The organism is Lysinibacillus sp. AR18-8 (genome assembly GCF_001705465.1).
GTDB classification, from domain to species: domain Bacteria; phylum Bacillota; class Bacilli; order Bacillales_A; family Planococcaceae; genus Lysinibacillus; species Lysinibacillus capsici.
The window spans coordinates 112,591-124,792 of record NZ_MDGU01000010.1; the positions used below are offsets into that span (position 1 = coordinate 112,591).

11 protein-coding genes are annotated in these 12,202 nt (G+C 37.6%); 2 read left to right on the plus strand and 9 right to left on the minus strand.

The genetic code is table 11. The annotated features are described in order from the left end of the window. Positions 1-75: 75 nt before the first annotated feature. The 4 genes from lpdA to pdhA are packed head-to-tail and all read right to left on the minus strand — an operon-like array spanning position 76 to position 4,990. Positions 76-1,491, minus strand: coding sequence for a dihydrolipoyl dehydrogenase (gene lpdA, locus BFM98_RS09600; protein WP_004224738.1), 1,416 nt, complete (start codon positions 1,489-1,491; stop codon positions 76-78). Between the two features lie 5 nt (positions 1,492-1,496). After that, positions 1,497-2,846 (minus strand): dihydrolipoamide acetyltransferase family protein, encoded by a 1,350-nt coding sequence (locus BFM98_RS09605; protein ID WP_066037206.1) that lies wholly within the window; start codon positions 2,844-2,846, stop codon positions 1,497-1,499. 47 nt (positions 2,847-2,893) lie between these two features. Further along, positions 2,894-3,871, minus strand: a complete 978-nt coding sequence (locus BFM98_RS09610) for an alpha-ketoacid dehydrogenase subunit beta (protein ID WP_004224734.1) — start codon at positions 3,869-3,871, stop codon at positions 2,894-2,896. Positions 3,872-3,874: 3 nt separating this feature from the next. Then, entirely contained in the window at positions 3,875-4,990 is a 1,116-nt protein-coding gene (pdhA, locus tag BFM98_RS09615; protein WP_004224731.1) for a pyruvate dehydrogenase (acetyl-transferring) E1 component subunit alpha, read from the minus strand. Between the two features lie 394 nt (positions 4,991-5,384). On the opposite strand from pdhA, the gene def reads away from it, so the two are divergent. Beyond that, entirely contained in the window at positions 5,385-5,942 is a 558-nt protein-coding gene (gene def / locus BFM98_RS09620; protein WP_048391947.1) for a peptide deformylase, read from the plus strand. Positions 5,943-5,983: 41 nt separating this feature from the next. On the opposite strand, the gene phnX is transcribed toward def, so the two are convergent. The 5 genes from phnX to BFM98_RS09645 are packed head-to-tail and all read right to left on the minus strand — an operon-like array spanning position 5,984 to position 11,259. Beyond that, on the minus strand, positions 5,984-6,796 hold the full coding sequence (gene phnX / locus BFM98_RS09625; protein WP_066037207.1) for a phosphonoacetaldehyde hydrolase: 813 nt from the start codon (positions 6,794-6,796) through the stop codon (positions 5,984-5,986). Continuing rightward, positions 6,786-7,886, minus strand: coding sequence for a 2-aminoethylphosphonate--pyruvate transaminase (gene phnW / locus BFM98_RS09630; RefSeq protein ID WP_048391949.1), 1,101 nt, complete (start codon positions 7,884-7,886; stop codon positions 6,786-6,788). The genes phnX and phnW overlap by 11 nt, the downstream gene beginning before the upstream one ends. A 13-nt stretch (positions 7,887-7,899) precedes the next feature. Then, complete coding sequence (locus tag BFM98_RS09635; RefSeq protein ID WP_066037208.1) at positions 7,900-8,886, minus strand: extracellular solute-binding protein; 987 nt, start codon at positions 8,884-8,886, stop codon at positions 7,900-7,902. Continuing rightward, positions 8,883-10,514 (minus strand): ABC transporter permease subunit, encoded by a 1,632-nt coding sequence (locus tag BFM98_RS09640; protein WP_066037209.1) that lies wholly within the window; start codon positions 10,512-10,514, stop codon positions 8,883-8,885. Before BFM98_RS09640 ends, BFM98_RS09635 begins: the two co-directional genes overlap by 4 nt. After that, positions 10,507-11,259, minus strand: coding sequence for an ABC transporter ATP-binding protein (locus tag BFM98_RS09645; protein ID WP_066037210.1), 753 nt, complete (start codon positions 11,257-11,259; stop codon positions 10,507-10,509). Before BFM98_RS09645 ends, BFM98_RS09640 begins: the two co-directional genes overlap by 8 nt. A gap of 152 nt (positions 11,260-11,411) precedes the next feature. Here BFM98_RS09645 and BFM98_RS09650 point away from each other — a divergent pair, with 152 nt between their 5' ends. Further along, on the plus strand, positions 11,412-12,167 hold the full coding sequence (locus BFM98_RS09650; RefSeq protein ID WP_066037238.1) for a DeoR/GlpR family DNA-binding transcription regulator: 756 nt from the start codon (positions 11,412-11,414) through the stop codon (positions 12,165-12,167). The last annotated feature ends 35 nt before the right edge of the window (positions 12,168-12,202 follow it).

A 12,202-nucleotide genomic window follows, 5' to 3' on the forward strand; every position in this document is an offset into this window, starting at 1 on the left:
TTCATATAAAACATTGGCTAAAAAAAGAGTGTAGATAAGCGAATGTCTCGCTTTATCTACACTCCTTTATTCAAATTATTTTTTCGCTACAATGTGGATTGGGTTGCCAAGTAATACTTCAGCAGTTTCCATTGTAATTTCACCTAATGTTGGGTGAGCGTGAATTGTTAATGCGATATCCTCAGCAGTCATGCCGCCTTCAATTGCTAAGCCCATTTCAGCGATCATATCAGATGCACCAGCACCTACGATTTGAGCACCAATTAATAAGCCGTCTTCTTTACGAGCAACAAGTTTCACGAAACCTTCTGATTGGTTTAATGCAAGAGCACGACCATTTGCTGCGAATGGGAATTTCGCTGCAGTGTATTCAATGCCTTCAGCTTTTGCTTGTTCTTCGTTGTAACCAACTGTCGCCATTTCTGGATCTGTGAAACATACAGCTGGCACAGCAAGATAATCAACTACTGATTTTTCACCCGCAATTGCTTCAGCAGCAACTTTACCTTCGTAAGATGCTTTATGTGCAAGTTGTGGACCTGCTACGATATCACCGATTGCATAGATGTTTGGAATATTTGTACGACATTGTTTGTCAACATTGATTAGACCACGTTCACCGAATTCAACTCCGATTTCAGCAAGGCCCATTTCATCTGTATTTGGACGACGTCCTACAGTAACTAATACGTAATCAGCTTCAACTTTTTTCTCTTCTCCGCCTACTTCATAAGTTACTACTACGCCGTTTTCAGTTTCTTCTACGCCTTTTGCAGATGCGTTAACTTCAATTTCAACGCCTTTCTTTTTAAGGCCTTTTTTCACGATTTGCGTCATTTGTTTTTCGAAGCCAGCTAAAATATCTTTTCCGCCTTCAATAATTGTTACTTGAGAGCCAAGGTTCGCATAAGCTGATCCAAGCTCAGTACCAATATAACCGCCACCGATAACAACTAATTTACCAGGTACTTCTTGTAGAGAAAGTGCACCAGTAGAATTTAATACACGATCAGTGAATTTGAATGTTGGAATTTCAACTGGACGAGAACCTGTTGCAATAATGACATTGTTAAATGTGTAAGTTTGAGCAGATTCACCATTGATGATACGCACTGAATGAGCGTCAACGAAATAAGCTTCACCTTGTACAATTTCAACTTTGTTACCTTTAAGTAAGCCTTCAACACCGCCAGTTAATTTCTTAACAACGCTGTCTTTAAATGCTTGTGCTTTTGAGAAGTCTAATTTCACATCAGAAGCGATGATTCCCATGTCATCTGAATGTTTAGCTTGCTCAAAACGGTGACCTACTGAAATTAATGCTTTTGATGGGATACAACCTACGTTTAAGCACACTCCACCAAGTACATTTTTTTCAACGATTGTTACTTTTTGGCCAGTTTGAGCTGCACGAATTGCTGCAACATATCCTCCAGGACCTGAACCAATGACAAGAGTATCTGTTTCGATTGGGAAATCTCCTACTACCATTTTTGTTACGCCTCCATTAATAATAATTCTGGCTCACTTAACAAACGCTTTAAATGATTTAAAGCATTTTGCGCAGTGGCTCCATCGATCATACGATGATCAAAGCTCAATGATAATGCTAACACAGGTGCGGCTACAATTTCACCATTTTTTATTACAGGTTTTTCTGAAATTCGACCAATACCTAGAATTGCTACTTCAGGATGGTTAATAACTGGTGTAAACCATTGTCCTCCTGCAGAGCCAATATTCGTAATGGACATGGAAGCACCTTTCATTTCATGTGGTGCTAGCTTACCTTCACGGGCTTTTGTCGCTAATTCATTAATTTCATTAGACACTGCAAATACAGATTTACGATCTGCATGCTTAATAACTGGTACTAGTAAGCCTCTTTCAGTATCTGCTGCAATACCAATGTTATAGTAATGCTTTTGGATAATTTCTTGTGTTGCATCATCTAAAGAGCGATTAAATTCTGGGAACTCGCGTAAAGTTGAAATAAGTGCTTTCACTACATATGGTAAGTATGTTAATTTAACACCTTTTTCGGCAGCGATATCTTTGAATTTTTTACGATGTGCTACAAGAGCTGTTACATCGACTTCATCCATTAGTGTAACATGAGGAGCCGTTTGTTTCGAGTGTACCATTGCTTTTGCAATCGCTTTTCGAATACCTGACATTTTTTCACGAGTCTCTGGGAAATCCCCCTCAAGAACTACTGGTGCTGCTGGTGTAGACGTTTCTTGTTGAACTGTATCTTCTGATGTTTCGATATTTGTAGTTTCAGCCTCTACAGTGCCTCCACCTTTTAAGAAGTTTTCAATATCTTCTTTAAGGATTCGACCGTTTTTGCCTGTACCCTTCACTTCACGAATATTTACATCGTTATCACGGGCAAATTTACGTACAGAAGGCATCGCGATCACACGTTTTGTTTCATCAACTACTGTCTCCACTTTTTCTGGAGCTTTTTCGGGAGCTTTTTCTGGTGCCTTTTCCTCTTTAGCAGGAGCTTTTTCTACGTTCTGACCAGATTCAGCAGTTGCTTGAACTTGTGCCTCTGTTTTTGCTTCGGCATGATCGTCACCTTTTAGCTTTAAGTCTTCATAGCCAGGTGCGTCTAATCGGATTAAAACATCGCCAACTACGGCAACTGTTCCTTCTCCTACTAAAACTTCCTCTACTGTTCCTTCAACTGGTGAAGGGATTTCTACTACTGCTTTATCATTTTGTACTTCACAAAGAATATCGTCTTCTTTTACTGTATCTCCAGCTTTAACGAACCATTTCACAATCTCGCCTTCGTGAATACCCTCGCCAATATCCGGTAATCTGAATTCAAATGCCATGTGTACCCATCCTTTCTATTTACTGTTGTTCAAGTTTAGAAGCTTTATTAGAATGTTAAAACTTTTTTTGCTGTTTCCATTACATCTTTGTAGTTTGGTAACCAAACACCTTCAGCTTGTGGGAATGGGTACACAGTATCTGGTGCAGCCACACGAAGAACAGGAGCCTCTAAGCTTAGAATTGCACGCTCTGTAATTTCTGCTACTACGTTCGCAGCGATACCTGCTTGTTTTTGAGCTTCTTGGACAACGATTGCACGACCTGTTTTTTCAACAGATGCGATAATTGTTTCCACATCGATTGGTTGAATTGTACGTAAGTCAATTACTTCTACAGAATGTCCTTCTTTTTCAAGTTCTTCTGCAGCCTTTAAGCTTTCATGAACCATTAAACCGTAAGCAACAATTGTTAAATCAGTACCTTCACGTTTTACATCCGCTTTTCCTAGTGGAATTTCGTATGCTTCCTCAGGCACTTCTTCACGGAATGAACGGTATAGCTTTAAATGCTCTAAGAAAATAACTGGGTTGTCATTACGAATAGAAGAAATAAGTAAACCTTTTGCATCATATGGTGTTGATGGAACAACAACTGTTAATCCTGGTTGTGCTGTCATTAAGCTTTCTAAGCTATCTGAGTGCATTTCAGGTGTGTGCACACCACCACCAAATGGTGAACGGATTGTTACTGGAGCATTGTAGACGCCACCACTACGGTAGCTCATACGTGCTAGCTGGCCACTAATTGAATCCATTACTTCATAAACGAAACCAAAGAATTGAATTTCAGGAACTGGACGGAATCCTTGAAGAGAAAGGCCAACTGCTAAGCCACCAATACCTGATTCTGCTAATGGTGTATCAAATACGCGGTCAACCCCAAATTCTTTTTGTAGGCCTTCTGTCGCGCGGAATACCCCACCGTTGACACCTACATCTTCCCCGAATACAAGAACGTTTTCATCATTCTTTAATTCTGTGCGAAGTGCATCTGTAATTGCTTGAATCATCGTCATTTGTGCCATAGGTTATTTCGACTCCTTCTCTTTATAGATTTCATACTGTTCTTTTAGATTAGATGGCATTTCGCCTTTATACATATTTTCCATTAATTCTGTTACTTTTTGTTTTGGAGCAGCATCTGCTTTTTTGATTGCTTCTTTAATTTCTTCTTTTGCTCGCTCAATAACTGCTTCTTCTTTTTTCTCATCCCATATACCTTTTGCTTCTAGGTATTTACGGAAGCGAACTAGAGGATCTTTTTGAGCCCATTCATTATCTGTATCAGAAGTACGGTAACGAGTTGGGTCATCCCCAGCCATTGTATGAGGTCCATAACGGTAACACATTGTTTCAATTAATGTTGGGCCTTCACCATTAACCGCGCGCTCACGAGCATCACGAGTTGCTACATAAACTGCAAGCGCATCCATTCCATCTACTAAAATACTTGGTAATCCTGCTGCTACCCCTTTTTGTGCAATTGTTTTAGCAGCTGTTTGCAATTCACGAGGTGTTGAGATTGCATATTGGTTATTTTGTACGATGAAGATTGCTGGAGATTTAAATGCACCTGCAAAGTTAATGCCTTCATAGAAGTCTCCCTGAGAAGAACCACCGTCACCAGTATAAGTTACTGCAACAGCTTTTTTCCCGCGTTTTTTAATACCAAGTGCTACCCCAGCAGCTTGAATATATTGTGCTCCAATAATAATTTGTGGAGCTAAAACGTTTACACCTTCAGGAACCTGATTCCCCATGAAGTGACCACGTGAGAATAAAAATGCTTTTTCAAGAGGTAAGCCATGCCATACAATTTGAGGTACATCACGGTAACCTGGTAAAATCCAATCTTCTTGTTCTAATGCAAAGTGAGAAGCAAGTTGTGAAGCTTCTTGACCAGCAGTCGGTGCATAGAAGCCTAAACGTCCTTGACGATTTAATGAGATTGAACGTTGATCTAAAATACGTGTGTAAACCATACGTGTCATTAACTCAACTAGTTCCTCATCTGATAATTTCGGATCTGCCTCTTTATTTATAATTTCGCCTTCTTCATTCAAAATTTGAAACATTTCAAACTTATCTTCGATTTCAGTTAGCGTTTGTTTAGCATCAAAAATATTATTGTTTTTCTTGCTCATTTGTCACATCTCCCTTTCAGCTGTATTAAAATAAATCACCTTTTTAACTAGTACAACTTATTCTTGACACTCAGTATACTGAATAAAATACTGTCGGTCAATCATCTATTACTGCTATATACAAAGATTTTTTCTAGAATAACAATCAAACACCGCTGTCCTATACTGTATTACTAATATTCAAATTCTGTATTACAACACCTTGCTCACACCATACAACTCTTACGTTTTCCAACAGGTTTTCCCCTAGTAGAATACCCCATTCTCGAAAATCTAATAGCATTAGAAAAATTTTTTGAGTATATTCAAATAAGGACTTTTTTCATGGGATTGTACGAAAACGTGATGTATACTTATTAGTAAGCACTACAAAGTTGAAAGGAAGATTACTATTATGATTTTAATGGATGATATTATCCGCGAAGGTCATCCGACTTTACGCACAAAAGCAGAGGAAGTTAAATTCCCTTTAACTGAAGAAACAAGAAAGCTTGCTGAGGATATGCTTCAATATTTAATCAACAGCCAAGATCCTGAAATGGCAGAAAAATATAATTTGCGTAGTGGCATTGGTTTGGCTGCCAATCAGGTAAATAGCTTACAGCGTATGTTTGCTCTTCATTTAAAAGATGAGGCTGGTGAACAATTAAGCTTTGTAGCCATAAATCCAAAGATCGTTAGCCATTCTGTTGAAAACACATACCTATCAGCAGGAGAAGGATGTCTTTCTGTTGACCGTAATATTCCTGGGTATGTACCTCGCCATGCACGCATCACAGTAAAATTTAAAACAATTGATGGTGAAGAGAAAAAAATGCGCCTTAAGGGCTTGCCAGCTATTGCCTTTCAGCATGAATTAGATCATCTAAATGGCATTATGTTTTATGACCGTATTAATGAAAAGAATCCATTTGCGGAAATACCAGATTCAATCCCATATGAGCGCGACTAAAAACAACCTCGGCAGTTTATTACTTCTGCCGAGGTTAATTATTATTTATATTCTAATTGTCTATCCATATTTAACCGAGCATTGATCGTTTCAATTAATGCTGGCAACTCCTCCATTGTTTCTATTGTATAATGAGCGTCTGATTCTTCAAAAACACATTTTGTTTTCTCTATGATTTGTTGCTGTTCTTCTGAAGACAGGGCATTGAATTCTTCTTCGGATAGTCCCATTTCTGAGCTTCCAATAATAACGCCAACAGCCCAAACACCTGCATTCAAGGCTTCCTTTATATCTGATGTTGTATCGCCAACCTTCACAACTTGCTTCGTCGCTTGCGAACCTAATGCCTCCATATTTTTAAAAATCATATATGGATATGGTCGCCCTTTATCACCAACCTGTGTTGGTGTTACAAGAAAATCAGGTTGATAGCCCTTGTCAGCAGCATGCTTTGTCACTACTTCCATCATTGCATCTGTATAGCCAGTTGTAGAGCCTATTCGAATACCTGCATCTCTTAATTGCTGTACTGTTGTTTTCACGTGCTGGATAGGATCTGTATAGGTCGCCAAAGACTCCATTAATTTTGTTTCAAAATGATTATACAATACATGTACATCCTTTTCAGTAAAGGATTGTCCATGTACACGATGCCATTCTGCTTTAATTCTTGGCATTTCTAGCATGGTGCGGATATGATCAATTTTCAGCATCCCCATTGGTTTACGAGCCTCTTCCAGTGTAACTATTACACCAGCATCTTCAAAAATTGTTAAAAAAACATTAACAGGGGCAAAACAACCAAAGTCAACTGCTGTGCCTGCCCAGTCCAAAATAACCGTCTCAATTTTCATTGTTTTTCACCACCATATAATTTTCAATGATTTCACATAATGCAAGAATATCTTCCTCATGAATATCACCAATATTGCCAATACGGAATGTATCGACATCCGTCAGCTTACCTGGATAGATAACGAAACCTGCATTTTTTATTTCCTGATAAAAATGCTCAAAAGAAAACTCTTTATACGGGAATAAAAATGTTGTGATAATTGGTGATTGAAGCTCCTCCGAAATATACGCTTTAAATCCCAGCACCGACAAGCGAGAGCGAAGTAGTTGATTATTATACGCATAGCGTTTGTAGCGGGCATGAATTCCGCCTTCTTCATTCAACTCTTCAAGCGCCTTCGCAAAAGCTGCCACTACATGTGTAGGCGATGTGAAACGCCATTTCCCATCTTGCTTCATTACTTCCCACTGACTATGCAAATCTAATGCAACACTTCGAGCTTGTCCCTTACATTTTTCCAGTGCTCTTGTATTCGCGATAACAAAACCAAAGCCTGGGACACCCTGAATACATTTATTGGCACTACTAATACAAAAATCAATATGCAAGCTTGATAAATCCATTGGTACGCCTCCAAAGCTACTCATGGCATCCACAATAAACGTTTTGTTGAACGAATGAACAACTTCCCCAATTTCTTTAATAGGATTTAAAATACCAGTAGTCGTCTCACAATGTACGAGAGCTACATGAGTAATACTCCTATCTCTTTCAAGGAAGGATTGAACTTCTAACAAGGAGGGCTGTTCATCATAAGGAGCACTATAAACAACATGCTGTAACTTTAAGGCTTTGGCCATTTCAACAATTCTTTCACCATAAGCACCATTTGTTAGTATCAGCACCTTATCATTTTCACCAATTGCTGTTGTTAGTACAGACTCTACTACAAAGCTTCCACTTCCTTGCATTAGTACCGTAGTGTAATCAGCTTCATCAACTTTTGCTAATTTTAAGAGTTGCTTACGAATCACTTGTGTCACATTTTTATAATCGTCATCCCATGTACAACGATCTTTTAACATTTCTCGTTTCACTGCTTCAGTTGTTGTCAATGGACCTGGCGTCAATAATTTATAGTTACTCATCTGCTATAACTCCTTATCGCTGTGCTTCTTTAAAGAAGGCTTGGTGTTTTTCTAATAAATCTACGGTTAAGGTAGTATCCCATTTTTTTAAATATGTAGGAACGTGCTCGTCCTTTACTTGTTCACCTTCATATAGAGCTACAGGATATTGCTCTAGAAGACCATCACGAGCCTCTGTTGCAATTACCTTTGCAATTTCTTTTGCTAATGCTTCCTCACCTTCTTTATCTACAACAGCTACAGATTCCGTTAAAGTGAAATTTCCTTCTGTCGGGTCAATATAATCAATCGGTAACCCTTCGTTTTTGGCATCAATAGCTTGGATACGTAAACCAAAGCCGGCAGCAACTTCTCCTGTTTTCACCTTTTTAATAGGGCCAGAGCCTGAACTTTCAATATGTGGTCCTGCATTTTTAATTAACTCTGCTAGAACTTTTTTCCCTTCCTCTTCACCATATTCCTTTAAAATAGCTTGTACTAGAAGCCACCCTGTTGAGGAGTCCATAATGTTTGGGAATGACACTAAATCCTTATAAGCAAGGTCTGTCAAATCTTTAATGGATTTCGGAATAGATAGCCCCTTTTGTTGTAATACCTCTGTATTAATAAAGATAGAGCCTACATTGCCTAAAATCGGTAATGCATACGTAACACTCCCATCAAGAGGCTTTAAGTCTGAGGAAATATCCACAAACATGGATTTTGAGGTTTGTGCACTTTCTATAAAATAAGAAGCCATTGTTACAACATCTGCTTCAATATCTGTCCCTTCCGCCATCATTTTGCCACCTAACTCAGAAGTACCAAACGACTGGATTAAATACTTACCTTTATAGCCTTTATCATCTAATGTAGTTTCCATCACTTCAATAGCTTCATCATCAGCATTTGAATAAATGATGACTTGCTCTTTGGAATCTGCTGCTACTCCTCCACATGCAGCTAAAACGACTGCTGCTGCACTTACTGTCCCTAACATCATGCCTGTTGACTTCTTCATTTTGTAATCTCCTCCGTTTTTTCTTTATGTGCTGCTATATAATCACAACCTAATTTCACAATGAGGTTTGTACATAAAATGAATATCGATAAAACAAAAATATCAGTGTACTTTGCGAAATGCTGTAGCTCTTTTATCCTTGTCGATACAAGCATTGTCTTTGTGCTGACAAGAAAAATAACACCGCTGACTGTAACCATCGCATTTAAAAAATAGTAGCTAAACATTTGATAAATCGTTGGCCTAATATTCGGTAAAATAATTCGTATCACGGTTTTTAACCACGAATCCTTTAACAGCTCAGCTGTCACTTCCCACGTAGGATCCATTTTTTGCAATGAATTTTTCGCCATTAAATAAGGTGTCGTAAAAAAATGCACGATATTACATGCGATAATGATAAGAAAAGTACCCTTTAAAGAACTTCCATTAAAGAAAAATAAGTAGGATAATCCAAGTACCATACCTGGAACTGTATTTGTCATCATAGAAGTTACATCTAAGCTTTTTCTTCCCTTTAATGGTGTCCTTGTATTAAGAAGCGCCGACATAAATGTTATGCCCACACCTAATATTGCTGTTAGAACCGCTACGATGAGAGAATTGATGTAAACCTTTGTTAAATCTTTCTCTGCGAGTACATTTTGAACATGCTCTAATGTAAAGCTGAAATCGTACGGATAGCCTTTGGTAAAAGGCACAATAAACATGGTTGAAAAAATAATACATACAGCTGTTACACAGAGAATTGAATAAATTGTAAATAGCGCGTCTCGTAAACGATGCTTTACAAGTTCACTTTGCCCAACCTGTTTATATTGAAAATTGAAGCGCTCTAAAATCGTTAGCATGACAACACCTAATACAGCAGGTACTAGCATTAACACTGAAATGACTGCTCCACGTTCAAAATGCACAATGGAACCTAACATAGCTTGGTAAAGTTCAGTAGCTATTACCCTGTAATTGCCACCAACCGATGCAGGGATTCCAAAGTCTGTGAAGCTTAAAACAAATGTTAAAATAAATGCCCCGCCAATTGTCCCAACCATAGGACGGTATACGGTATGATAAAAACGACGCATTGGCTGATCATGCATTAATATTGAAACAAGTAAAAAACGTTTATCGATATATTGCATGGAGTTTTGCATTAATATAAAAGCAACTGGTAATGTGTATAAGACGTAACCGATCACCAAGCCGTTATACCCATAGATTGTAAAAAGAGGCTGCCCCACTAATTTTGTTAGAATTCCTTGACTCCCAAATGTATAAATCAATACAAAGCCATAGGTGATGGTTGGCAGTAGCATCGGCAAGGTAATTCCAATTTGAACTAGCTTTTTTGTATGGCGATGCATCGTAGTAAAATGAACAGCATAGGCCAACCAAAAGGCTAAAATGGTTGTAATCACTGATGCTACAAAAGAAACTTTAAAACTATTCGTAAAAGCTTCACGAATTTCGATATTCCGTAAAGCTTCTATATAATTTTGAGTGGTAACGACATTGCCTATTTTGAATGACTGCCAAAACATATAAAGCAATGGCACAATTAAAAAGAATAGAAAAAATAGTAGAATCGGTAGAAAAATTAATTTCATTATTTTATTCGTTTTAAGCATATGTTTCTCCAAACAATTGATAGATGTTATGTCGCTTAATATGAAGCTGCCTTAAGATAAAATCTTCTACAAATTTATTTTTTGGCGCTGTAACAATTTCATGAGGTGTGCCAAATTGAGCAACTGTACCTTCATTAATAATGATGACTTTGTCCGATAAGGTAAGGGCTTCTTCCGGATCATGTGTCACGATAATCGTCGTCAAATTAAATTCACGGGCGATGGATTTAATACGTTCCTTTATAGATTCCTTTATAACGCCATCTAGTGCACTTAGTGGTTCGTCTAATAATAGAATTTTAGGTTGCATCACGAGTGTTCTTGCAATGGAAACGCGTTGTTTTTGCCCACCAGACAATTCATGAATCTTCTTATGCAAATGAGGAGCTAGCTCTAAAAAATCAATGTATTCTTGTATCTCCTCTTTGGACATTTTCACGTTTTTATTTTTTAATCCATAAATGATATTGTCGTATGCATTTAAATGAGGAAATAACGCAAAATCCTGAAACACTATATTAAATCCTCTTTCTTGCATTGATTGCTTGGAAATATCTTGTCCATTGTAGACAAGCTGACCAGCAGTTGGATCTACAAGTCCTAAAATGATATTAAGCAAAGTAGTTTTACCGCAGCCACTCGGTCCTAGCAAAGAAATAATCTCACCTGTTTCGACGGTTACATTGATATCTACTAAAACTTTTTTATTTTTATAGCTTTTTGAGATATTTTTTAGCTCTAACAAATTGGGTCACCTCACTCAGTTCTTAGCTTCAGTATAGAGACTATTTGTAAAGGAAAATGCTTATTTGTGTAAATGTTGAGTAAATTCTGACCAATTGTTGACAAAGTTATGGTTATTTTGAGTAAATATCTAGTAGAGGTGATGAAATGTATATGATAGAAAGGCAACACCAAATTTTGCAGTTTATACGTCAACATAAGGTAGTAAAATTAGTAACACTTACAAAAGAGTTTAACGTTTCAATGGAAACGATCCGTCGTGATGTCCAACAGTTGATGCAAGACAAAAAAATTGAAAAATTTTATGGGGGCGTTAAATATATTGAGCCAACAGAAGGACTAATTGATCACCGACTTCACGAACAGTTAACAGAGAAAATCGCCATTGCCAGAGCATGTGCTTCGCTCGTTCAAGATGGGGAATGTATTTTTATTGATAGTGGAACAACCACCTATCAAATGACACCATTTTTATTGGACAAGGAAAAACTAACAGTGGTGACAAATTCACTACCTGTAGCATTTGATCTAATCGGCTCTAACATTGAGGTTATACTGCTTGGGGGTAAAGTACGCCATTCTGAAAAATCAGTGACATCAAATGAATTTTTATTTCGCTTCGAGCATCTTAATATCAATAAAGCTTTTATTTGCGCTAGTGGCGTTTCAATTGAAAAAGGCATATCTGATTTTAGCTTGGATGAAGCGATTACTAGAAAGCAAATTATTTCCATCTCTCAAAAAGTCTACGTAGCTACAGATTCCTCAAAATTTAATAAAGATGTAGCGATTCAAGTTTGTCCAGTGGATGACGTAGATGTCATTATCACAGATGACGCACTATCCAAAAAGACGATTCAACATTTTTCGGAAAAAGGTGTTCAAATAAAAACCGTCAATATGGCATAGACCATTAATCAATAAAAAACAACTAGTTGTAAATT

Coding starts and splice junctions, on each gene's coding strand:
- BFM98_RS09635 (WP_066037208.1), bottom strand. CDS start 8,886: ATGAAGAAGTCAACAGGCATGATGTTAGGGACAGTAAGTGCAGCAGCA.
- def (WP_048391947.1), top strand. CDS start 5,385: ATGATTTTAATGGATGATATTATCCGCGAAGGTCATCCGACTTTACGC.
- BFM98_RS09610 (WP_004224734.1), bottom strand. CDS start 3,871: ATGGCACAAATGACGATGATTCAAGCAATTACAGATGCACTTCGCACA.
- BFM98_RS09605 (WP_066037206.1), bottom strand. CDS start 2,846: ATGGCATTTGAATTCAGATTACCGGATATTGGCGAGGGTATTCACGAA.
- BFM98_RS09640 (WP_066037209.1), bottom strand. CDS start 10,514: ATGCTTAAAACGAATAAAATAATGAAATTAATTTTTCTACCGATTCTA.
- phnW (WP_048391949.1), bottom strand. CDS start 7,886: ATGAGTAACTATAAATTATTGACGCCAGGTCCATTGACAACAACTGAA.
- pdhA (WP_004224731.1), bottom strand. CDS start 4,990: ATGAGCAAGAAAAACAATAATATTTTTGATGCTAAACAAACGCTAACT.
- lpdA (WP_004224738.1), bottom strand. CDS start 1,491: ATGGTAGTAGGAGATTTCCCAATCGAAACAGATACTCTTGTCATTGGT.
- BFM98_RS09650 (WP_066037238.1), top strand. CDS start 11,412: ATGATAGAAAGGCAACACCAAATTTTGCAGTTTATACGTCAACATAAG.
- phnX (WP_066037207.1), bottom strand. CDS start 6,796: ATGAAAATTGAGACGGTTATTTTGGACTGGGCAGGCACAGCAGTTGAC.